This window comes from Streptococcus xiaochunlingii, assembly GCF_006385805.1.
Taxonomy (GTDB): Bacteria; Bacillota; Bacilli; order Lactobacillales; family Streptococcaceae; genus Streptococcus; species Streptococcus xiaochunlingii.
Genome location: NZ_VFSG01000002.1, coordinates 102,534 through 125,567 on the forward strand (window position 1 = coordinate 102,534; position 23,034 = coordinate 125,567).

Genomic DNA, 23,034 nt, shown 5'->3' on the forward strand with positions numbered 1-23,034 from the left:
TAGAAACATGAGTTAGCACTCGTTGCTGAAGAGTGCTAAAATACAAGAACGGAGGAATGACATGTTAAAACCATTAGGAGACCGAGTGGTCTTGAAAGTAGAAGAAAAAGAACAAACAGTCGGTGGCTTTGTCATCGCAGGAGCAAGTCAAGCTGAAACTAAAACAGCAGAAGTTATCGCTGTAGGTGAGGGAGTTCGGACCCTCAGTGGCGAGTTGGTAGCACCAAGTGTCAAAGTCGGTGATACGGTCTTGGTGGAAAATCATGCAGGCGTTGAAGTGAAAGACGGCGATGAGAAGTACACGATTGTTGGGACTGCAAGTATTCTTGCCATTGTTGAAGCCTAAAGAATCAGAAAGGAGAAAGATGTATGTCAAAAGAAATTAAATTTTCATCAGATGCTCGTGCAGCCATGGTCCGTGGGGTGGATATCCTAGCAGATACCGTTAAGGTGACCTTAGGACCTAAAGGGCGCAATGTGGTTCTTGAAAAATCATTTGGGTCACCCTTGATCACCAATGATGGGGTGACTATCGCTAAGGAAATCGAATTGGAAGACCACTTCGAAAATATGGGTGCCAAATTGGTATCAGAAGTTGCTTCTAAGACCAACGATATCGCTGGAGACGGAACAACCACTGCGACTGTCTTGACCCAAGCTATCGTCCGTGAAGGGATCAAGAACGTTACAGCGGGTGCGAATCCAATTGGTATCCGTCGAGGGATTGAAGCAGCGGTTGCGACTGCTGTTGAAGCCTTGAAAAACAATGCCATTCCAGTTGCCAATAAAGAGGCTATCGCCCAGGTTGCAGCTGTCTCTTCTCGCTCTGAAAAAGTCGGTGAATACATCTCAGAAGCCATGGAAAAAGTGGGTAACGATGGGGTGATCACGATTGAAGAATCTCGTGGAATGGAAACCGAGTTAGAAGTCGTTGAAGGAATGCAGTTTGACCGTGGTTACCTCTCTCAATACATGGTCACTGATAATGAAAAAATGGTGGCAGACCTTGAAAATCCTTATATCTTGATCACCGACAAGAAGGTATCAAACATCCAGGAAATCTTGCCATTGCTTGAAAGTATCCTTCAAAGCAACCGTCCACTCTTGATCATTGCGGATGATGTGGATGGAGAAGCCCTCCCAACGCTTGTCTTGAACAAGATTCGTGGAACTTTCAATGTCGTAGCTGTTAAGGCACCAGGATTTGGAGACCGTCGCAAAGCTATGCTAGAAGACATCGCGATCTTGACAGGTGGTACTGTTATCACAGAAGATCTTGGTCTTGAGTTGAAAGATGCGACCATCGAGGCGCTCGGTCAAGCAAGTAAGGTGACAGTGGACAAAGATAGCACAGTCATTGTAGAAGGTGCAGGAAATCCTGAAGCTATCGCTAACCGTGTGGCTGTGATCAAATCACAAATCGAAACCACAACTTCAGAATTTGACCGTGAAAAACTCCAAGAACGCTTGGCAAAATTGTCTGGTGGCGTTGCAGTCATCAAGGTCGGAGCTGCAACCGAAACAGAGTTGAAAGAAATGAAACTCCGTATCGAAGACGCCCTCAATGCGACACGCGCAGCGGTTGAAGAAGGAATTGTTGCCGGTGGTGGTACGGCCCTTGCCAATGTTATTTCTGCAGTTGCAACCCTTGAATTGGAAGGGGACGAAGCGACAGGACGCAACATTGTGCTTCGCGCCTTGGAAGAGCCTGTACGTCAAATCGCTCACAATGCAGGCTATGAAGGATCAATCGTTATCGATCGCTTGAAACATGCAGAAGTCGGAACAGGCTTCAATGCTGCAACAGGTGAATGGGTCAACATGATTGAAGCAGGAATTATCGACCCAGTGAAGGTGAGCCGTTCAGCCCTTCAAAATGCGGCTTCCGTAGCGAGCCTTATCTTGACGACCGAAGCAGTGGTAGCCAACAAACCAGAACCAGCTCCAGCAGCACCAGCTATGGATCCAAGCATGATGGGTGGGATGATGTAATCTGATACCAATGATTGGTGCTAAAGCACCGAATCATTGGACGGTAGCCGCTATGTCGCGGTCTACCTAATCATCTTACTAAGAAAACAAAGAAGGCATTATCGGCCTTCTTTATTTTCTGTCGTAATCTGTGTGTTTGATTGAGACTATGCCTCTAATCATTTGACGCCAACCGCTATCAGGCGGTTTGGCTAAACGTCTTACTAGCTCAAAGGGAGGAAAGTATCGTTCCTCCCTTTTTCGCGTCGTAACCTGTGTAAAAGATTGGTACTAAAGTGCCTAATCATCTTACTAGCTCAAAGAGGTTGGCAAGTCTCCAATCCTCAATCAATCATTGGATGAACTGATTATTCTAATCTTTTCTTTGTGGCAGAAGGATGCATATTTATATATATTACGAAAGTTTGTGAAATAAATTTGGCTGAAGCCTGTTTTTTCTACAGTTCGGTTTCCTTTCTTGAAGAAACTAAGATCAATCCGATGAGGATCAGAGCAGTTATTTGAGGTGCGGATTTTTGTTTACATATAGTGATGTTAAGGGAAGAATAACCTTTGAAGCTGGTGGATAGATAGTTGGTATTTTGAAGTAACCTGCCTGTTCGATATTTGGAACAAAAATGCAATACAAATTCCTTTATTTTGTAACAAAGATGCGTTAAAATATAGGAAGTAGATAAATGTTCTACACTAGAGCAAGGGGGGAATATTTCCCACATACATGTCTAAAGACAAAAACTTGATCGAATAAATTAAAACTTTTTGATTCTTAATTTTTATCGACCTTTTTCATATTAAACTTTTTCATCCACCCCTTGCTAAGGCTCTTCCAGATTTTTCTGGGGGAGTTTTTTTCTATTTCATAAACATTTCACATTTCTTTTCTATAATAACTATAACAAATGATGAAAGCGTCCACATTTGATTTCTGTGGACCTTGAAATGGAGGGTGAGTTCATGCTCTTACAACAGGCAATTGCCTATATTACTCGAAAAAGAACGAGGAATCTGGTTCTCTTTCTGATTCTCCTCTTGATCCTCTCTTGCTTATATTTCTGTTTTTCACTGATGCAAGTAGGAGGAAGGCTGGAGGACCATATCAAACAGTCGGCTGGGACCAGTTTTGCCCTGACCAGTAAGCAGGGGAATACTCCCTTTGCGCTGAAGGAGGCTGAAAAGGTGCAGCGACTAGCTGGGGTGGGAGCCATGGTTCCTCAATATGAAAGTCCCGTTCGCATTCTTGGTAAAGAAGCGGTGACGGGACAGCAGTCGGTAGAGCGGGACGATTTGGGGCAGGAAGCCAAGCAAGCGCTAGGCGCTGTTTTCACCCAGAAGACAGACCAGCACCTGGATTTCCGCAGTGGTAGTTTCCAACTGGTGCAAGGCAAGCACTTATCCGATCAGGCTCGCGGCCAGATCTTGATCCACGAAGAGTTGGCTAAGAAGAACAAGCTAAAGGTCGGAGATTCCTTGACTTTATCCAGCTTTCAGATGGGAGAGACTCCTGCCAAAGAGCAAACCTTTAAAATCGTTGGCATTTTTTCGGGTAAGAAACAGGAAAAATTCACAGGGATGACCTCAGATCTGAGTGAAAACCAAGTCTACCTCCCTTATGAGGATGCGACCAAGCTCCTAGGTCTCAGTCAGCAAGAAGTGACCCAGGTCACCTTTGGCGTCAAAGATCCTGAGAAAATCGATGCCCTCTTGAAGCAAGTCAAAAGCTTGGATCTGGATTGGCAGTCTCTCCGTTTGGTCGAAGATCGCAAGGCCTTTGACCAGATGAAAGAATCCTCCCAGACCCTAGAAGGCCTGGTACGGATCATGATGATCGTCCTCCTAGTGACGGGAGCAGGTGCTCTATCGCTCTTACTCAGTCTCTGGACACGGGAGCGGATCCATGAAATCGGGGTGCTCTTATCCATTGGGAAGAGCAAGGGCCGGATCTTTAGACAGTTCCTCTTGGAAGTGGTGCTGGTATCCTTACTAGCGGTGATCCCAGCCTTTCTCATCGGGCGGATGGTCAGCCATCGTTTTTTAGAGCAGTTTGTCGGACAGACGGGTCAACAGCAGACCCTAGACTTGCTCAACCAAGTCCCTCAAGGCCTTTCCTTAGGAATCGCCTATGCTAGCCTCTTGTGCTTGATCCTTCTGTCGCTCGGTGTAACGACCAGCATGATCTGGCGCAAGACCCCAAAAGAAATATTAACAAAAATGAGTTAAGGAGAAATGACACATATGTTAGAACTCAAGAATGTAGCCTATAGTTACCAAAGCTATAGTGAAGATATCCTCTCAAATGTGAACTATCAGTTCGAAAATGGGACATTTTACAGTATTATTGGTCAGTCAGGAACTGGGAAATCGACCCTCCTCTCCCTCTTGGCTGGTCTGGACAATCCCAAGAAGGGTCAGGTTCTCTTTGATGGGGAGGACATCCAGACCAAAGGGTCTAGCTACCACCGCAAGCACCATGTCTCCCTGGTCTTCCAGAATTACAATCTAATCGATTATTTGACGCCGCTGGAAAATGTCCGTCTGGTTAACAAACAGGCTGGGAAAGAGATTCTCTTGGAATTGGGATTGGACGAAACGCAAATCAAACGCAATGTCCTGCAATTATCTGGAGGACAACAACAGCGGGTGGCCATTGCGCGTGCGCTCGTTTCAGAAGCACCTGTCATCTTGGCAGATGAGCCGACAGGAAACTTAGATGAACAGACAGCCGGTGACATTATTGCCATTTTGAAGAAGTTGGCCAAGGAACGTCAAAAATGTGTCATTGTCGTCACCCACAGTAAGGAAGTGGCAGAGGCCTCCGATGTGGTCTTGGAATTGAGTCGCCGTAGCCTCGTTGAGAAGAGCAAGTAAGGAGGGAATGCTATGTTGCGAAATGCTTTTGCTTATATCACACGTAAATGGCCCAAGTCTCTCTTGCTCTTTGCCATCATTCTCCTCATGGGGACCTTGAGCTTGATTGGACTCTCCATGAAGGGAGCGACCCAACAAGCTTCATCGGAAAGCCTGGGATCCATCACCAATAGCTTCTCCATGCAGATCAACCGCAGGACCAATCCAGGAACCCCTCGGGGAGCTGGGAATCTCAGAGGAGAAGATATCGAAAAAATCAGCCAGGTAGAGGGGATCACCTCCTCCATCAAGCGGATCAATGCCATCGCAGATATCCTAGACCACGAGATTATTGAGACTGAAGAAACCCTGCAAAATCAATCTCCAGAGCGGGCCAAGCACTTTAAGAACACCTTGATGGTGACAGGGGTCAATGACTCTTCTAAAGAAGATAAGTTTGTCTCTGGAGCCTACAAGCTGGTCCAAGGAGAGCACCTGACAGACAAGGACAAAAACCAAATCCTCATGCACGAAGATTTGGCGAAAAAGAATGGTCTCAAGGTGGGCGATAAGGTGCGTCTCAAGTCCAATCTCTACGATGCTGACAATGAAAAAGGGGCTAATGAAACTGTCGAAGTAACCATTAAAGGTCTGTTCTCAGGGAAGAACCAAGCTCCTCTAACTTACGCCCAAGAATTGTATGAAGATACCCTCATTTCTGACCTAGATACAGCTGCCAAGCTCTATGGCAATACTGTTCAAACAGCTACCTATGAGGATGCGACCTTCTTTGCCAAAGGGGATCAAGACCTCGATAAATTAATCGAAAAAATCAAAGCCTTGGATATCCCATGGAATTACTTTGACTTGGTTAAGAGCTCTTCCAACTACCCAGCCTTGCAAAAATCGATCAGCAGCATGTTCCAAGTGGCGGACTACTTGTTTATCGGTAGCCTCATCTTTGCTAGCTTGCTTCTCACCCTTCTCCTCGTCTTGTGGCTCAATGCCCGTCGCAGAGAAGTGGGTATCTTGCTGGCTTTAGGACTTTCTAAGGTGCAGATTGCGGGACAATTCGTGGCAGAATTAGTCATGATTTCCATCCCAGCCTTCCTCCTCTCCTATGGAGTTGCAGGACTTCTTGCCAAAGGAGTCGGAGATACGGTGCTTAAGAACGTAACCAGTGGCATTGCCAAACAAATGGCTCAAGAATCCTCTGCAGCCAACCTTGGTGGAGGAGCTGAGGCAGAAAGCTTCAGTAAGACCCTGACTGATATCCATATGGATATCCAACCGAGCCAATTGTTGGTGATTGTCTTGGTCGGTGGGCTCCTCTTGATCCTGGTTTCCATCCTTTCTTCTCAATGGCTCTTGCATAAGAAACCAAAGGAACTCTTGGTGGATGTCGAATAAGAGATTGTTTCCTAAAATAGAAATAGGGTATAATAGGAGGTAGAAGAAGTTTCTTAGATAAAAGGAAAGTGTATGAAGATACTAATCGTAGAAGATGAAGTCCTGATCCGCGAAGGGATGAGCGACTATCTCATGGAATGTGGCTATGAGGTCTTTGAAGCAGGTGATGGGCAGGAGGCCCTGGACCTCTTTCTCAGAGAGATACCAGATCTGGTCTTGCTGGACATCCAGCTCCCTATCCTCAATGGCTTGGAAGTGCTCAAGACCATCCGGAAGACCAGCTCAGTCCCTGTCCTTATGCTGACGGCCTTCCATGACGAAGACTATAAGTTGACAGCCTTTGGAGAGTTGGCAGATGGCTACCTGGAAAAACCCTTCTCCTTGTCCCTCTTGAAGGTCCGTATCGAAGCTATTTTTAAAAAGCTTCAACCTTCCCGGGTCTTCACCTATGGAGAGGCACGGGTGGATTTTGAGAGCTACACAGCCAGCCTAGCAGGCCAAGCCATTTCCATGAATGCCAAGGAGTTGGAAATCTTGGAATACTTGCTCCAGCATGAGGGCAAGGCCCGGACCCGCTCTCAAATCCTCGATGCCGTTTGGAAGGAGACGGAGGAGATTCCTTTTGACCGGGTGATCGATGTCTATATCAAGGAACTACGAAAAAAACTGGAGCTGGACTGTATCGTTACGGTACGCAATGTCGGCTATAAATTGGAGAGACCATGACCAAACGGAGTATCTTTGCAAAAATCTTTCTGATTACCTTTGCCCTTTTTAGTAGCTTAGTCATCCTTCTACATGCTTCGGTTTACTTTATTTTTCCATCGACCTATATCGAGTCCCAGCGCCAGACGATTTTGAAGAAATCACAAGCCCTGGCTAAGAGTTTCCAGGGCCAGGAAGAAGGGACCATTGAGTCAGTCATCGACCTTTATTCCAAGACCAATGATATCAAGGTGTCTATCAAAGGAAAGCAAAAACAAAATGCCCTAGAGGTCAAGGATGACCTGCTCCTGAACCCTGATAGCCAGAACAATTCCCTGGTCATTGAAGAGCGAAAGATTCAGACCAAGGAAGGGAAAGACTTAACCTTGCAATTCTTCGCGACCGTCGATTCGCAAAAGGAAGCGCGGGACATCAGTCTGGGCTTTCTTCCCTATAGTCTCCTTGCTTCCTTTGTTCTGTCACTGATTGCCTCCTATCTCTATGCCCGCCTTATTTCTGCTCCGATCCTGGAGATCAAGCAGATGACCAAGCGAATGAAACGGCTGGATCGGACAGCTAGTCTTCCCATTCATTCGCAGGATGAGATCGGCGTTCTCAAGCAACAGATCAACGACCTCTATCACCATCTTTTAGAGGTGATCGACAATCTAGAGCAGCAGAAACAGGAAAATCTGAAGTTGGAGCAGATGAAGGTCGAATTTCTAAGAGGGGCTTCGCATGAGCTCAAGACTCCTCTGGCCAGCTTGAAGATTATCCTAGAAAATATGCGGGATAAGATCGGCCGCTACAAGGATCGGGACCGCTATCTGTCGGTCTCTCTCGATATCGTCGATGAGATGAACCAGATTGTTCTGGAAATTCTATCTCTGTCCTCTGTCCAAGAACTAGCCGGAGACAAGGAGTGGATCCAGCTGGATCAGGTCTTAGAGCAGATCCTCGACCAGTACAAGGTCTTGGCTCAATCTCGCTCGCTCACGATTGACAATCAGATCCCAGCCAAACCAGTCTATATGGACCCAGCGATTCTGAAATTGGTCCTCTCAAATGTCATTAGTAATGCCGTCAAGCATTCGGATGCCGGTGGAGAGATCCAGCTCCGTCTCGAAGAAGAAGGGACGCACTTGGCGGTTGAAAATACCAGCCAGGAAATGGTAGAGACCGCTGAAATTCCAATGACCGCTAGTCGCCAGAAGAAGGAAGGCGGCTTGGGACTCTTCGTGGTCCAACACTTGCTAGACCATGAAGAACTGGCCTACCAATTTGATAAAACGGCTATGGGCTTGCGCTTCCGTATGGAACTGCCCAAAGATCCTCAAGAATAAAAAAATAGAGAGAGGGACAGAAATCGGTAATTCGTTAGAATTCGATTTCGTCGTCCCACCTCCGCATAGTTGAGTAGGGCTATAAAAGCTGATGAAATCAGCGTAGTAGAACCCACTCAACCACTGCGTCTTGCTCGACAATGCAAAGACAATTGAGAGGCTAGGACTTTTGTCCCAGCCTCTTTTTGTATTTAATCAACTTTTTCGACCTTTAGTAATTGGCCGTGTTTTAATTCATAAATGGTATCCACATAGGTCAGGATGGAGCGGTCATGGGTCACCATGATGGCGCTCTTGTTTTTGGATTTGACTTCTTTCTGGATCAACTGGGCGATTTCTTTCCCTCTATCTGGGTCTAGGCTAGCGGTTGGTTCATCGGCTAAAATGACCTGCGGATTTCCGATGAAGGCCCGAGCGATGGCTGCCCGTTGTTTTTGCCCACCGGACATCTGATTCGGGTATTGGTGGTAACAAGCTTCGATGCCCAGATCTGCCAACAAGGCTTTGACTTCTTCTTGGCGTTTTTTCTTGTCCTTTTCCCCCTTCAATTTGGCTACCAGTTCTAACTGGTCACCGATTTTCATATAGGAGAGGAGCTGGTGATCTTGAAAGATAAAGCCGAGCAATTCCAGACGTTTTTGCGTCCACTGGCCTTGGTTGAGGCCGGTTAGGTCTTGGCCAGCGATAGAAATCCGCCCCTCGTCCGCTGATAAGAGTAAACCAGCGATAGCTAAGAGAGTGGATTTACCGGATCCTGAAGGGCCCAAGATCGCGACAAATTCGTTGGGTTCGACGCTTAAATTCAGTTGATTGAGGACATGGTGCATCTGGCTGCCATCGGCGTAGGATTTTCTGATATTTTCTAATGCGATAATGGCCATCTTATTCTCCATTTCCACCAATGACTTCGATTGGATCTACTTTTTTGATTTTGACAAGGGACAAGGCACCACACAAGATAGAGGTCAGGATAAAGCTAACCGAGATGGTGAGGTTGTCTTTCAGGGTCATAAAGGAAGGGACGCTATTGGGTAAAAATGGCGCCATCATAGTTGCCAGGCCAAGCCCCAGCAGTACTCCGATGAGGGAGATGATGGTGAGCTGAGATAGTTGGACATAGGTGATCTGGCTCATGGACATGCCAATGGCCTTTAAGACGCCGAATTGTTTCAACTTCTGCAGGGTGAGGATATAGAAGAAGACTCCAAGGATAGCAGAAGAAGCGAGTAAGAGCACCCACGTGATCATCCGTAGCGTCAGGTTTTGAGCCTTGTAGCCAGGGATTTTATCGATCACTTGCTTCTTATCTGCCACCATTAAGTTACTGGCTAGATTGCTAGAAGTGATGCTTTTCTTGGTCACAAGGGTTTGGGCTTGCCATTGATAGCTTGGATCTGTTTTTTGCCGCATGCCTGTGTAGGTCTCCGAGCTGATAAAGCCAATCTCACTATAGCCGTATTTAGCATTTGTCGCAAAGGCCACGACCTTGAGTTTTTGCTTAGAAGTTTTATCGATCACTTGATCGCCGACTTGGATTCCCTCATCCTCTTTGAAAGAATGGTCCAGAATGACCTCGTTTTTCTTTAAGTCGGAGATCTTGAGGTCTGTATCTTCCATGATTGGATTGAGGATCTCTTCTTCATTGTGGTCGGTTGCGAAGTAGGTGATGTCCAGAGTATTGGAATCCTCTGTTTTTGAGATAGTTGCCCGTTGGATCGACAAGCCAGAATAGTCCATCCCTTCTATCTTGTTAATCTCATCTAAATCTTTCGTCGTAATGGTTGAAAAGGGGATAATCCCTTCTGAATCTGTCGAAAGGATGTAGTGCAGGGCCCCATAGTTATCGATTTGGGCCGATACCGAACGACCCAATCCATTTGTCAGGCCGGATAAGAACACCACCATAAACATGAGAATGGTAATGAGGAGTTCAATCAGGATAAACTTCTTGGGTTGGTATTTAATTTCATTCCATGCGATTTTCATATTCATTCTCCTTTTAGCACGGAGGTGCTTGAGCAGGGTTGCTAGCACCTAAACATACTCTACCATCATACCACAAGTGGGGTGATAATAGGAGGCTGATGTTTGGTAGAGTGTTTCAAAAACATTATTCTTATTATCTTTCCTTTAGATACTTAAATGCCTATGAAACTGTTATTCTTCTTGTTAAGTAGACTCTGATACATATGGTTTGTGGTATACTGGGATTATAGAGAAACGATGCTAAAAACCAAATCGGAGGATAACATGTTAGAAAACTTTATCAAAGAGGCAGATATGCCCCAAGAAGTTATTGAAAAATACAAGGACCAAGTCCCTGCTGAGTTGTTACAGATTTGGCAGGAGGATGGCTTGGGAACCTTTTTAGATGGTTATCTCAAAGTCATTAATCCAGATGACTATCTTGAACTTCTCCAAGATAGTTATTTCAGAGGAGATATCGCTTTTCCTATGTTCGTAACAGCATTTGGAGATATTATTACTTGGGAAGAGAATGAATTTGTTGGTATTGTAAAATATAACCTTCAAGACTGCGACATTATTATAAAGAGTTTGAAATATTTCCTTCAGTATTTAGATAACTCATATGTGACTGATAACTTTGAACTTGATTTATATAGACAAGCTGTGTCAAAATATGGTGCTCTGTCTTATAACCAATGTTTCGGTTTTGCCCCGCTCCTAGCATTAGGAGGCTTTAAAAATGTGGATCATATGGATAAAGTTAAAATCCTGGAGCACATTTACCTCATGTACCAACTCACAGGCGGAGTGTTTGACGATTGATAAAAAAGAACCACCCCCGAGGTGGTTTTTTCGATTCTTTGAATGAGACTCGCTTATTTTGTGAATATAAAATTTTCGGTACAAATTTTGGTAAAAAAACAAAATGACAAGCAAAAAAGCCTTTTAAATCAAGGCTTCTTCCTGTTGATTTAGATGCCCCCTGCATGGATTTGGAAAGGATTTTCATATTGAGAGTAATTAAAAATATTGAAATATAAGTGATTTTAGGGAAGTACTTTTAGGTATTTCCAATGTCATGATTTAAAAATGGGGCAAAAGTGGGGCAAAAACGAATGACTCTCATTTGGTTTGGAAACCTATAATATCTGATGATTATGCTATACTAGAAATATAGTGTTGTTATCAATAAATATCAGTGCGAGACTAATCGGAGGATAAAATGGAAAAACAAATTAATGAAAAAATTATCGAAATGGATAGGGAATATCCCTTTTTATTTTGATTTAAATCAGATTTTTGGATGGAATAGTAGATGATAAGACAAAATATCTTTGAACATACAAAAAGACAAACGCCAAAAATGACGTTTGTCTACGTTCTGAGGTAGCCTTTAGGCTCCCTTTTTTCTTAGTAAATACCGATGAGTAATTGCATGCCAAGACTAGTCAGGATGATAGCAATCCAGCAAAGGGCTCCAAGAAGAATGGATTTTCCACTGGATTTGATCATAGCAATGAGGTTTGTTTTGAGACCAATAGCACTCATAGCCATGATGATGAGGAATTTGGAGAGCTCTTTGAGAGGTGAAAAGAAGCTATTGCTGACACCGAAAGATGTGAGAAGAGTAGTTAGCAGAGAAGCTAGGATAAAGTAGAGGATGAAAACGGGGAAGACTTTTTTAAGCTTTACCCCTTGGTTGTTGCCTTGTTGACGGCTTTGCCAATAGGAGAGGAAGAGAGTGATAGGGATAATAGCTAGAGTACGGGTCAGTTTGACAATAGTGGCAGACTCAAGAGTGTTTGTATTGTATAGACTATCCCAGGCGCTAGCTGTGGCTGTTACAGAGGACGTATCGTTGACCGCAGTACCCGCAAAGAGAGCAAAACCTTCGTTGGAGAGATGGAGCCAAGAACCTAGAGTTGGAAAGATAAGAGCTGCCAAGACATTGAAGAAAAAGATAACAGAAATGGCTTGGGCTACTTCTTTTTCCTTGGCGTGAATAACAGGAGCAGTCGCTGCAATGGCAGAACCGCCACAGATAGAAGAACCTACACCAACCAGGGTAGCTAGCTTTGTATCCAGATTAAAAAATCGTTGGAAAAAGAAAGCAATAATTAAAGCGATAGAAATGGTCGAAAGGATGACAGGAAGGGAAGATTTTCCAACTGCGAAAACTTGAGAGATATTGAGTCCAAATCCAAGCAAGATAACAGCATACTGAAGCAATTTTTTGGAGCTATAAGTCAAGCCGGCATCCAGTTGTTTATAGGAAGTGAGAAAGGGATGGAGAATCATTCCTATAAAAATGGCGAAAACAGGTGCTCCCACAACAGGCAGAAAGCCTCCTAAAACCCAAGAGATGATAGAAATGATCAGACAGGCTAACAGTCCTGCCCAATTTTTTGATAGAAATGACATAAAAACCTCCGAAAATAAAATACTTCTTATTATAATCTTGTTTGTCAGAAAAGTAAAATAAAAAGTGGGAATAAGGTTGCAAATAAACGGGATTTTGCGGTCAGAAAGCTATTGTAGCATAATAGATATATGTTCTTTGATCAATAAGGATGCAAATGTGGCATATGTTATTGAAAAAAATGAATTTGATGAGCCTGGACATGTGAAGTAATTATGTGAGATAAGAAAATAAATAAGAGAGTTGAAAATGTACTGCACCCCAAAAGTTAGACAGAAAAAATCTAACTTTTGGGATCAGTACATATCCTCGCTTTTTTTAATCTAATAGGTCCTTATTTTCAATTAAGAGTTCTAGTGGGGATTTATCTCTTGCTACAATAAAACCAGGTTCATATTGGTTATGAAATGTTCTTTTCGGAGAAGTTGGATCCATATACAACTCTTCTCCATCTTCTGTGTATAGTTGGTTGCCTCTTGTTAGGTAAAGTAAATCCTCTAAGTACTGTCCATCTGTTTCTAGAAAATGTTCGATGTATTTGACAGCTTTTAAGATTTCACTTACTTTATCAGAGTATTCATTAGTTTCAAGAACACTCTTTTCTAACTCAATCTCTTTACTAGTTCCAAATAGTTGGGTTGGAGTTGCATTAAAATATTCTGCTATCTTATCTAAATTTGCAAAGGTAGGATAGCTTTTTTGTTTTTCGTAATCAGAGATGGACTGTTTACCAATTCCTAAATCTTCAGCTAGTTGAGTTTGACTTACTCCTTTTTCTATGCGTAGGCGTGCCAAATTGGGTCCAAAATTTTGAATAATAAAGGTCATGGAAAACTCCTATTCTTTTATTTTTAACTTATTTTATCACCTATAAACTTACAAATCAAGTTTTTAGTTGACTGTTTAAAATATTTTTTATAAAATATATTTATAACTTATAAATAAGTTATAAATAATACAAAAAAATAGCTCGTAAGTTTAGGATTGGTGAGTGGGGAAGAAGTTGAGGACAAGACGATGACTTATGACTATTCGAAGCCTTAGAGCTAGAAATTGTGTGGACAAGGACAAGGGCGAGCCTGACGGGAAGTCAGGCGAAGTCCCGAAGACTGCCGTCCAGACAATTTCTAGCCAAGCAAAAGCTGGCTATTCTAACAGCCAGCAAAAAGGTACACTTAGGACAACGTCCAAAGAACGACGGAACGGGCAAACGTTGATTTGACGGTGTTTCTGAGACCTAAAAAATCTAAAAGAAGGGGGGACAATTTTGTTGGTTTCTATACAAGATTTAAGAAGCATTCAAGAACGATGTGAAATAGGAGAATTAGTACAGAGGTTAGATGTCAGTATTGATAGACTAACGGTTATCTGGGATACAGATACTGGTTCCCTAAGACGGATTTTCAAAAATCTGAAACAGGCAATAAGTACAAGAGTTGATTCATTTGAATTATATGATAATGTTCGAGATGATGTCTTTACTTTAGCTAAAGATTTTAATGAGTATGATTCAATCAATATTATATTTTTTCAATTATCCACTTATGGAGGTGAACAATTGATTCGGATTGATTTCAATCCTAACACTTTAAAAGAATTTGATGGAATGAAAGTATGGAGGCAATTAATGTACTTTGCCAGATTGAATTCATTGACGGTACGTTTGTCTCGTTTTGATTTGGCATTTGACATTTTCAACAGGCCTGAGATCGTTAATTTGCAACATATTAAAGGTGGTGTTACCCATAAGGTCTTCTATGGTCGAGGGGGCGAATTAGAGACGAAATATTGGGGTTCTAGCGGTAGTAATGTACAAGTTAGGTTATATGATAAGAATAAAGAAATCATTGCTCACAAGCGAGAAGAGAAGCTAGATTTGGATGTAAATCCGTTTTGGTGGAGACTAGAGTTCCAACTCAGAACCAAAGCGATTGGTGAGGAGATGGTCCAAGATATTATGAGTAGACTTGATAATTTTGGGTTTTATAAGCTAGATCATATTCGAGTGGATCAAAGAGCATTTACAATTATTTTTCTCAACAATCCTGAACTGTTGTCATTGGCTTTTCCAAATTTAAAATCAGACAGCATCAAAAAGAAAAAAACAAGAGTCCGCAAACTATTGAGAGAAGAAACGAATCAATTTGCGGAAGAATTAAAAGAAGTATTAATACAGAATCTCCCTAAATTAAATAAAGAATTACAACTACTTGTAGGTGAGTTTCTGACTTTAGAAAATAAATAAGGAGGATAACTATGGATAATAATTTAATTAGCAACAAAGAATTAATTGAAATGGGCTATCGCCCTCATACAGCGAATGATATCATTCATCAGGCAAGAGAATTACTTGTATCACGAGGCTATACATTTTATAATCGCAAACGTTTGATGGTTGTTCCAAAAAGTGTTGTAAATGAGATTCTAGGAACAGAGGTGGCGTAATATGGCAAGTGTTCGTTATCGAAAGCGAGGAGATAGTAACTTATGGACCTATGAAATTCGTAACGAAGGAAAAACTATTGCTCATAATAGCGGTTTTAAAACAAAAAAACTTGCAGAGTCAGAAGCTGAGCCGATTCTGCAAGAACTTCGTTTAGGGAAAAGAATTTCTAGAGATATTTCTCTTGTCGATCTATATCAAGAATGGCTTGAACTAAAAATTCTACCGAGTAGTAGGTCGGAAGAGACAAAGAAAAAATATCTTCTCCGTAAAAACACAATTGAAAGATTATTTGGAAATAAAAAAGTCACTCAAATTCGTGCGAGTGAATACCAAAGAATAATGAATAAGTATGGGCAAACAGTTGGTAGAAATTTTCTTGGTAGATTGAATACTGGAATTCATCAGAGCATCCAAATGGCAATTGCTGACAAAGTTCTAATAGATGATTTTACACAACATGTCGAGTTATTTTCATCCAAAGAACAACAGATGACAGAAGAGAAATATTTACATACAGAAAAGGACTATCTGAATTTACTTTTAGCAGTAAAGAGAAAATTTGATTACCAACGTTCAATTGTTCCTTATATCGTCTATTTTCTATTAAAAACAGGCATGAGGTTTGGAGAGTTAATAGCGTTAACTTGGAATGAAGTTGATTTTGATAGAGGACTGCTAAAAACATATAGGAGGTTTAATACGCTTTCTCATAAATTTGTCCCTCCAAAAAACAAAACGTCTATTCGGATGGTACCGATAGACGAAGAATGTATTAAGATATTACAAGTCCTAAAAATTGAACAGGAGAAGGCTAATAAAGAGCTAGGAATCAAGAATAGGTATAAAATGATTTTTCAGCATTATGGATATATTCACTTGGTACCAGACATTGCAAGTGTCAATAAAGCTTTAAGTGTTCTTTTAAATGAATTAGATATTTATCCAATTATCACGACAAAAGGAGCACGTCATACCTATGGAAGCTACCTCTGGCACAAAGGTTTTGACCTTGGAGTTATTGCAAAAATTCTCGGGCATAGAGATATTTCAATGTTAGTAGAAGTATATGGACACACTTTAGAGGAGAAAATTTTTGAGGAATTTAATCAAATCAGAGATGTCTGGAAAGATTGCTCATAAAAAAATGTGGGGCAAATGATGGGGCAAATCAGTTATAGACAAGCAAAAAAGCCTTTTAAATCAAGGCTTTTTCCTGTTGATTTAGATGCCCCCTGCAGGGCTCGAACCTGCGACCCATAGATTAAGAGTCTACTGCTCTACCAACTGAGCTAAGGAGGCAAAAAAAAGCTGTATTGGTGCCGAAACTTCACGGTTTGTATTGAACCCGCGCAATTAAGCAGGTGGGCAACTTGCTCTAACTGAAGCTGCTTCCGCGTGATACGGCCTGCATGCTGTTAGAAGTCCTTTGTTTCCCTAATAATACAAAAAATAGTCGGTCAACACTTAAGTGTGAAGTCGTACACCACAGCGTTTCTATATGTATATGATACCATATTTCAAAAAAATTTCAAGGGAAAATCTCAATTTTTTGAAACCGATATCACCTTTTCTTGAGTTGATCAATCTTCTCTTTTGTCGCCCCTAGGGCTCGCTCGTATTTGCCATTTTCATTGGGAGTGAAATAAGAGGCCCCCTTAAGCTTGTCTGGTAGATAGTCCTGTTGGACCCAATTGCCAGGATAATTGTGGGGATACTTATAGTCTTGGGCATTTCCCAAGGTCTTGCTTCCGGCATAGTGGCCATCTCGTAAATGGCGGGGGATAGGAAGGTTGCCCGACTTCCGGAGATCAGACAAGGCCTTGTCCATGGCGACGTAGGCCGAGTTGGACTTAGGCGAAAGGGCCAGGTCGATGACGATGTTAGCGATGAGGATGCGGGCTTCGGGAAAGCCGATGCGCTCCGCTGCCTGAAGGGCTGTCACCGTATGGATCTGTGCATCTGGATTGGCCAGGCCGATATCTTCGTAGGCAATGACGGTTAAGCGACGGGCTAAGCTAGGGAGATCGCCCGCTTCAATCAAGCGTGCGGCGTAGTGGAGACTAGCGTCGACATCGGATCCGCGGATGGATTTTTGTAGAGCAGAGAGGACATCGTAGTGACCGTCTCCGTCCTTGTCCATAGTGATATAGCTCCGTTGGAGGCTGTTTTCCATGATGTCGAGACTGATGTGGCGAATGCCATCCTCCCCCTCCTTGGTAGAGAGGACAGCTAAATCGAGAGAATTATAGGCAGAACGCAGGTCTCCATTGGTCGAAGTAGCGATGAAATCCAAGGCTTCCTCATCGAGGGTAACAGGGAAGTCAAAGCCCCGCTCAGGGTCGCTCAGTGCCAACTGGATTGCCTCTTTGACCTGTTCATTGGTCAAGGGTTCCAGCTCAAAGATCTGCACCCGACTGCGAATGGCCGGCGTCACGGAGAAAAAAGGATTTTCGGTCGTAGCGCCGATCATGATGACCAGACCGCTCTCCAATAAAGGCAGGAGGAAGTCTTGCTTGGTCTTGTCCAAACGATGGATCTCGTCCAAGAGCAAGACTAGGCCACCTGAAAACTTGGCTTCCTCTGCGATCTCTTGCAGGCGTTTTTTACTGTCGACAGTTGCATTGAAGGTCCGAAAGGCATACTTGGTCGTGCCCGCGATGGCAGAAGCAATACTGGTCTTGCCAATCCCCGGAGGGCCGTAGAGAATCATGGACGAGAGGCGATTGGCCTCCACCATGCGACGGATGATTTTCCCCTCCCCGATGAGGTGCTCTTGGCCGATAACCTGGTCGATGGTTTTGGGGCGCATGCGCAGGGCGAGATTGTCCGGCATGAGGGTCTCCTTTCTAGCTTTGTCTCCTTTAAAAGAGGCAGTTTTTATGGTAAGATTGTAGTAACTATTGTATCATATTCCGCTCTAAGAGTGGGAAATTAGAAAGAGGACACGATGTCTAAATATGGATTTTTGGATGTTTTAGAAGAGGAAATGGACAAGGTCTTTCCCTTTGACTTTGAGATCAATTGGGATAAGAAAAATCATGCGGTAGAAGTGGCTTTTCTCTTGGAAGTGCAAAACACAGGAGGAGTTGCCTTGGTCGATGAGTCGGGGGAGGAGTCTGACGAGGATATCTTCTTTGAAGAAGCCGTCATCTTCTACAATCCAGCCAAGTCGCATGTGGAAGAAGATGCCTATTTAACGGCGATTCCTTATGAGCCGAAAAAAGGCTTGTCTCGGGAGTTTCTAGCTTATTTTGCGACCTTCCTAAAGGATACAGCCGAGCTGGCCTTGGATGACCTCATGGATTTCTTAGCAGACGAAGAAGCAGAGAGCTTTGAGATCGCCTGGAACCAAGAAGTCTTTGAAGAAGGAAAGGTTGGCCTGGAAGAAAGCACCTTTTACCCTTATCCGAGATATTAGGAATAGTGGGAGAGTTTATGAAAAAAATTGGGATCTATCTGGTTTACGGTCTGTCCTTTCTTCTCTTGATGGCTGCTTTTGCCTTGGGGACGATAGCCTTTACGGAGTTGGGTTTTCAACTAGTTTTTGTACCGGGCTATCTCTTTACTTTTTCTAGCATGTATCTCATTTTCATTCTCCATGAACTGGGGCATGCTTTCTGTGGTTATCTGACGGGCTATCGGCTCGTCGCTTTAGGCTTGGGAAGTTTTCTCCTGACTAAAAAAGCAGGGAAGTTTCGTCTTAGCCGCACGGCCGTTCTGAAAAATGTCGGTGCCCAGTATATTGGACTAAAAGAGGATGAAAGTGACCAACGAATGATCTTGATGCTTTCAGGTGGGATATTGGTTCATTTGACTTTACTTATCGTATCCATCCTTTTTGGAGTTCTGACACAGAGTTGGTATTTTGCAGGCACTTGGATTTGTCTCAATATCTCCTTCATTTTGGCCAATACTCTCCCCCTTGGGATTACAGATGGAGCTAAAATTTTAGAATTGATGCACCATCCTGAAAATGTGGTCTATGCTTATCTCGGACTCCGCCATTCTGCTCAGACCCTGCTAGCGCCAGAAGATTACGATCTAAAAGATTTTGTTAGACCTGTTCCTGAGGAGGCGCAAGGAGGCTTTGTGGAGGGTGTCTTAGCCCTTCAAGGAGAAGTCTTGATTCTAGAGGGCAATCGAGAGGCGGCTAAGGAGCAGTTTCAGTCTTTACTGGAGAGGGCAGATAATCCGATGATTCAAACGGCCGTTCAGTTATCTCTGTTGCATATCGCCTTGTTGGAAGGAGATCATGAAAAAGCAGAGGAATTCGCGACCATTCGACGAGTCAAGTCTTTTTTGTCGATGAAATTGACCAATATACAGGCGGTCCAAGCCTGGTATCAATTTAAGGTCAAGAAGGATTTGGCCCAGACCCACAAGGCGATCAAGCTTGCTAGACAGAAGATGGATGTAAGTCGCATGTTGCGGGATGAGAAAGCCTATTACCAGCAGTGGTTAGATGAGTTAGAACAAGCCATACAGGAATACGAGACTCAGGTGAGTTGAGAAAAGGAAAGAGAGCTGTCCAATGCTTCAGATATTTAAGCGGTTATTTAGTAAAAAATCCCAAAAATCTCAAGAGCGTGAGTTGATCCTTCCTCGAAATCGCTTTGCGGATCTAGATTCCGAGCGAATATTGAAGTTTGGAACTCGTCGCCTTGTTAATGAGGAGGGACGCTACGCAGAGGATGGTAAAATCACAGAACTTGAATTTCCTGAAGATTTTGCGGAATTTGAATTTCTAGTTGGTTTTAAGACGGAGGAAGAAGAGCAGTTTCAACAACTATTAGCTCGTTTAAATAGTATTGACAATGCCATTCAGTCTTGTTTGGAAAGTGAGATGCAACAACCCATCCCTCAGTTTGCCAAGGATTTGGGCTATACTCAGAAGAGGTGGGAGAAAACTTTTTACTTCCATCCTTGGGTATTAAGTTTTGAGGAAAATCCGCCTAATCTTCGCTATGTTGCAGATTATGTAAACGATGAGTTTACGGTTTATTTTGCTAAAAAACATGGCAGATGGCTGGCGTACTGGGATGCAGAGTGCCAAAAAGTAATCGAAGAAAGCTAGCTCGTATTTTCCTAGAGAGTAATTGTTATCATAGAAAAGAGTAAATATCATGGAATTATTGGATAGCAGAATGGATTTCCAAGGTTGCAAGATTGCCTTGATTTGTGGGGATAAGGTCTTGACTATCTTACGTGATGACAAGGACGATATCCCTTGTCCCAACATGTGGGAGTTGCCAGGTGGTGGTCGTGAAGGAAACGAAAGCCCTTTCGAGTGCGCAGCGCGTGAAGTTTATGAGGAATTGGGAATTCATTTAGATGAAGACTGTCTGCTTTGGAGTAAGATTTATCCTAGCGTAATCTTTAAAGACAAGCAATCGGTCTTTATGGTTGGTCAGCTAAGACAAGAACAATTTGACAATATTACCTTTGGGAATGAAGGACAGGCCTATAAACTGATGCCTATTGAGGAATTTTTGAAGTCTAAACAGGCAGTGCCTCAGCTACAGGGGAGATTGAGGGATTATTTGGAGGAAGGTTTATGATAACACTTGTTCGAGCGGGAGCAGAGGATTTAGAAACTATTATTGCAATTCAGAGAGCTAGCTTTAAGGCTGTTTATGAAAAATACCATGATGAATATGACCCTTATCTCGAGGACCGCGAACGAATCAAATGGAAACTAGTCGAACGTCCCAATAGCTATTACTACTTTGTAAAAGAAGATGAAGAAAACATCGGATTTTTACGAGTTCAGACCAATGCCGAGTTAACGAAAGCTTGGTTAGGAACGGCAGCGATTTTGCCCCAGTATCAAGGAAAAGGGTATGGAACTAATGGTTTAAGCTTGCTGGAAAAAGAATTTCCAACCATCACACAATGGGATTTGTGTACGGTGTTACAGGATGCAGGCATGGTTGCGTTCTACGAGAAGAATGGCTACCATCAAACTCATATCGAGCCTGAAAAAGAAGGTATGGATATGGTCTACATGAAAAAATTGATAGAGAAATAGAAAGGATGGTTCGGTTAAATTTCTAAACTGAACTCGCCCTAAACACTGCGCCAAAAAGATAAACTTCTCTTAGACACAAGCGTCTTCAGAGAGTTTCCTATTTTGGCTTTGTGTTTTACGGGCTTGGTATCTTAATGATGGAAACATGGCAAGAGTTAAAAGTTACAGTGAAGCGTGAGGGAGAGGAGTTGGTTTCCAACCTCTTGATTGAGTTAGGTGCCCAAGGGGTAGCAATCGAAGACAGCATGGACTATGTGGGCAATGTGGATCGTTTTGGTGAGATTTTCCCAGAGGTAGAGCAGCAAGAAGAAATCGTAGTGACAGCCTACTATCCTGATACGGTTGATGTGGCAGTGGTTGAGGCAGACTTGCAGGCTCGCCTAGCAGAATTGACAGATTTTATGGATTTGGGTGAGGTCAAGATGGGGACGACTGCCTTGGCTGAGGAAGACTGGGCAGACAACTGGAAGAAATACTATGAGCCAGCTCGTATCACTCATGATTTGACTATCGTGCCGTCTTGGACAGACTATGAGGCGACTGCTGGGGAAAAGATTATTAATCTAGATCCTGGTATGGCCTTCGGGACAGGAACCCACCCAACTACCAAGATGAGCCTTTTCGCCTTGGAACAGGTTCTTCGTGGTGGGGAAACAGTGCTAGATGTGGGGACTGGATCAGGCGTCCTCTCTATTGCTAGCTCGCTTCTAGGTGCCAAGGAAATTTTCGCCTATGACCTAGACGATGTAGCGGTTCGAGTCGCTCAGGAAAATATTGAGCTCAATCCTGGTATGGAAAATATCCATGTAGCCCCAGGCGATTTGCTCAAGGGTGTGGAGATTGAAGCAGACGTTATCGTGGCCAATATCTTGGCGGATATCCTCATTCATCTGACGGATGATGCTTATCGTTTGGTCAAGGACGAAGGTTATCTTATCATGAGTGGCATTATCAAGGACAAGTGGGACATGGTCCGTGAGTCCGCAGAAGCTGCTGGATTTTTCCTTGAAACCCATATGATCCAAGGAGAATGGAATGCCTGTGTCTTTAAGAAAACCAAGGATGTCTCTGGTGTGATTGGAGGTTAGCATGCAACAGTATTTTGTAAAAGGTTTGGCTAGTTCCCCTGTCACTATCGAGGACAAGGAAACCAGCAAGCATATGTTTCAGGTCATGCGCTTGAAGGAAGATGATGAGGTTACCTTAGTCTTCGATGATGGGATCAAGCGCTTGGCGCGCGTGCTAGATGTGGAAAACCGTCAGTTTGAATTACTCGAAGAATTAGCTGACAATGTGGAACTGCCTATTCAAGTGACCATCGCATCAGGCTTTCCCAAGGGAGACAAGCTGGAGTTTATCACTCAAAAGATGACGGAACTAGGTGCTAGTCAAATCTGGGCCTTTCCCGCAGACTGGTCAGTCGCCAAATGGGATGGCAAGAAATTGGGAAAAAAGGTCGAGAAGCTAGAAAAAATTGCCCTTGGAGCAGCCGAGCAAAGTAAGCGGAATCGGGTTCCAAGCATTACCCTTTTTGAGAAAAAAGCAGACTTTTTAGCACAACTGGATCAGTTTGACCGCATCGTGGTGGCCTATGAAGAGTCGGCCAAAGAAGGTGAAACCGCTGCGCTAATTCAGTCACTGACTGGACTGGAAGCTGGAAGCAAACTGCTCTTTATCTTTGGACCAGAAGGTGGTCTTTCACCTGCAGAAATCGAAAATTTTGAAGCCAAAGGAGCAGTTTTGGCAGGACTTGGCCCACGGATTCTTCGAGCAGAAACAGCGCCACTTTACGCTCTCAGCGCAGTGAGTGTTGTCACAGAATTAATAAAAAACGCGTGAAGGTGATCTTCACGCGTTAATTTTTTTAACTAGGAAAGAA

General features: G+C 43.3%; 23 protein-coding genes, 1 tRNA gene and 1 other RNA gene. 18 read left to right on the plus strand and 7 right to left on the minus strand.

Going from position 1 to position 23,034, the window contains the following annotated elements; genetic code table 11:
• The first annotated feature begins 61 nt into the window (after window positions 1–61).
• The 7 genes from groES to FJR71_RS07955 all read left to right on the plus strand — a co-directional run bounded on the left by groES (window position 62) and on the right by FJR71_RS07955 (window position 8,294).
• Window positions 62–346, plus strand: coding sequence for a co-chaperone GroES (groES, locus tag FJR71_RS07925; RefSeq protein ID WP_048789494.1), 285 nt, complete (start codon window positions 62–64; stop codon window positions 344–346).
• 23 nt (window positions 347–369) lie between these two features.
• A complete protein-coding gene (groL, locus tag FJR71_RS07930) occupies window positions 370–1,992 on the plus strand; it encodes a chaperonin GroEL (protein ID WP_048789495.1) in 1,623 nt (540 codons plus the stop codon).
• 954 nt (window positions 1,993–2,946) lie between these two features.
• Entirely contained in the window at window positions 2,947–4,209 is a 1,263-nt protein-coding gene (locus FJR71_RS07935) for an ABC transporter permease (protein WP_140814528.1), read from the plus strand.
• 15 nt (window positions 4,210–4,224) lie between these two features.
• Complete coding sequence (locus tag FJR71_RS07940) at window positions 4,225–4,857, plus strand: ABC transporter ATP-binding protein (RefSeq protein ID WP_009731296.1); 633 nt, start codon at window positions 4,225–4,227, stop codon at window positions 4,855–4,857.
• Between the two features lie 12 nt (window positions 4,858–4,869).
• Window positions 4,870–6,246 (plus strand): ABC transporter permease, encoded by a 1,377-nt coding sequence (locus FJR71_RS07945; RefSeq protein ID WP_048789497.1) that lies wholly within the window; start codon window positions 4,870–4,872, stop codon window positions 6,244–6,246.
• 72 nt (window positions 6,247–6,318) lie between these two features.
• Complete coding sequence (locus FJR71_RS07950; RefSeq protein ID WP_140814529.1) at window positions 6,319–6,972, plus strand: response regulator transcription factor; 654 nt, start codon at window positions 6,319–6,321, stop codon at window positions 6,970–6,972.
• Window positions 6,969–8,294, plus strand: a complete 1,326-nt coding sequence (locus FJR71_RS07955) for a sensor histidine kinase (protein ID WP_140814530.1) — start codon at window positions 6,969–6,971, stop codon at window positions 8,292–8,294. The genes FJR71_RS07950 and FJR71_RS07955 overlap by 4 nt, the downstream gene beginning before the upstream one ends.
• Window positions 8,295–8,485: 191 nt before the next feature.
• On the opposite strand, the gene FJR71_RS07965 is transcribed toward FJR71_RS07955, so the two are convergent.
• Both FJR71_RS07965 and FJR71_RS07970 read right to left on the minus strand, forming a co-directional pair.
• Window positions 8,486–9,175: an ABC transporter ATP-binding protein gene (locus tag FJR71_RS07965; protein WP_061564667.1), complete on the minus strand. Its 690-nt coding sequence runs from the start codon at window positions 9,173–9,175 to the stop codon at window positions 8,486–8,488.
• Window position 9,176: 1 nt separating this feature from the next.
• A complete protein-coding gene (locus tag FJR71_RS07970) occupies window positions 9,177–10,280 on the minus strand; it encodes an ABC transporter permease (protein WP_140814531.1) in 1,104 nt (367 codons plus the stop codon).
• Between the two features lie 264 nt (window positions 10,281–10,544).
• Between FJR71_RS07970 and FJR71_RS07975 the strand changes: the two genes are divergently transcribed.
• Complete coding sequence (locus FJR71_RS07975) at window positions 10,545–11,084, plus strand: T6SS immunity protein Tdi1 domain-containing protein (protein WP_006597035.1); 540 nt, start codon at window positions 10,545–10,547, stop codon at window positions 11,082–11,084.
• Between the two features lie 588 nt (window positions 11,085–11,672).
• Here FJR71_RS07975 and FJR71_RS07985 read toward each other — a convergent pair.
• Both FJR71_RS07985 and FJR71_RS07990 read right to left on the minus strand, forming a co-directional pair.
• Window positions 11,673–12,683: a YeiH family protein gene (locus tag FJR71_RS07985; protein WP_140814533.1), complete on the minus strand. Its 1,011-nt coding sequence runs from the start codon at window positions 12,681–12,683 to the stop codon at window positions 11,673–11,675.
• Between the two features lie 316 nt (window positions 12,684–12,999).
• Window positions 13,000–13,509 (minus strand): helix-turn-helix domain-containing protein, encoded by a 510-nt coding sequence (locus tag FJR71_RS07990; RefSeq protein WP_014635150.1) that lies wholly within the window; start codon window positions 13,507–13,509, stop codon window positions 13,000–13,002.
• Window positions 13,510–13,948: 439 nt separating this feature from the next.
• Here FJR71_RS07990 and FJR71_RS08000 point away from each other — a divergent pair, with 439 nt between their 5' ends.
• Genes FJR71_RS08000 through FJR71_RS08010 form a run of 3 tightly spaced genes read left to right on the plus strand, consistent with a single transcriptional unit; the run spans window position 13,949 to window position 16,267 of the window.
• Window positions 13,949–14,926, plus strand: coding sequence for a replication initiation protein (locus tag FJR71_RS08000; RefSeq protein WP_140814536.1), 978 nt, complete (start codon window positions 13,949–13,951; stop codon window positions 14,924–14,926).
• Window positions 14,927–14,937: 11 nt separating this feature from the next.
• The gene (locus FJR71_RS08005; protein ID WP_000369785.1) at window positions 14,938–15,126 is read left to right on the plus strand and encodes a DUF3173 domain-containing protein; all 189 of its coding nucleotides are present in this window, start codon (window positions 14,938–14,940) and stop codon (window positions 15,124–15,126) included.
• Window position 15,127: 1 nt separating this feature from the next.
• Complete coding sequence (locus FJR71_RS08010; RefSeq protein ID WP_140814539.1) at window positions 15,128–16,267, plus strand: site-specific integrase; 1,140 nt, start codon at window positions 15,128–15,130, stop codon at window positions 16,265–16,267.
• An 86-nt stretch (window positions 16,268–16,353) separates the two neighbouring features.
• Here the strand turns inward: FJR71_RS08010 and FJR71_RS08015 are convergent.
• From FJR71_RS08015 to FJR71_RS08020, 3 genes are all read right to left on the minus strand, one after another.
• Window positions 16,354–16,426 (minus strand) — tRNA-Lys (locus tag FJR71_RS08015).
• A 2-nt stretch (window positions 16,427–16,428) separates the two neighbouring features.
• Window positions 16,429–16,622: non-coding RNA, 6S RNA (ssrS, locus tag FJR71_RS10235), on the minus strand.
• Between the two features lie 66 nt (window positions 16,623–16,688).
• Window positions 16,689–17,960 carry a replication-associated recombination protein A gene (locus FJR71_RS08020; RefSeq protein ID WP_061564669.1) on the minus strand — a complete coding sequence of 424 codons (1,272 nt, stop codon included), beginning with the start codon at window positions 17,958–17,960 and terminating at the stop codon, window positions 16,689–16,691.
• Between the two features lie 114 nt (window positions 17,961–18,074).
• Between FJR71_RS08020 and FJR71_RS08025 the strand changes: the two genes are divergently transcribed.
• From FJR71_RS08025 to FJR71_RS08055, 7 genes are all read left to right on the plus strand, one after another.
• Window positions 18,075–18,545, plus strand: coding sequence for a DUF3013 family protein (locus FJR71_RS08025; RefSeq protein WP_140814541.1), 471 nt, complete (start codon window positions 18,075–18,077; stop codon window positions 18,543–18,545).
• 17 nt (window positions 18,546–18,562) lie between these two features.
• A complete protein-coding gene (locus FJR71_RS08030; RefSeq protein WP_061564671.1) occupies window positions 18,563–19,636 on the plus strand; it encodes a site-2 protease family protein in 1,074 nt (357 codons plus the stop codon).
• A 22-nt stretch (window positions 19,637–19,658) separates the two neighbouring features.
• Complete coding sequence (locus FJR71_RS08035; RefSeq protein ID WP_140814543.1) at window positions 19,659–20,201, plus strand: hypothetical protein; 543 nt, start codon at window positions 19,659–19,661, stop codon at window positions 20,199–20,201.
• Window positions 20,202–20,250: 49 nt separating this feature from the next.
• On the plus strand, window positions 20,251–20,685 hold the full coding sequence (locus FJR71_RS08040) for an NUDIX hydrolase (RefSeq protein WP_031574864.1): 435 nt from the start codon (window positions 20,251–20,253) through the stop codon (window positions 20,683–20,685).
• Entirely contained in the window at window positions 20,682–21,155 is a 474-nt protein-coding gene (locus FJR71_RS08045; protein WP_061564672.1) for a GNAT family N-acetyltransferase, read from the plus strand. Before FJR71_RS08040 ends, FJR71_RS08045 begins: the two co-directional genes overlap by 4 nt.
• Window positions 21,156–21,292: 137 nt before the next feature.
• Window positions 21,293–22,243: a 50S ribosomal protein L11 methyltransferase gene (gene prmA, locus FJR71_RS08050; protein ID WP_140814662.1), complete on the plus strand. Its 951-nt coding sequence runs from the start codon at window positions 21,293–21,295 to the stop codon at window positions 22,241–22,243.
• A 1-nt stretch (window position 22,244) separates the two neighbouring features.
• Window positions 22,245–22,994 carry a 16S rRNA (uracil(1498)-N(3))-methyltransferase gene (locus FJR71_RS08055; protein WP_140814546.1) on the plus strand — a complete coding sequence of 250 codons (750 nt, stop codon included), beginning with the start codon at window positions 22,245–22,247 and terminating at the stop codon, window positions 22,992–22,994.
• Window positions 22,995–23,034: the final 40 nt, after the last annotated feature.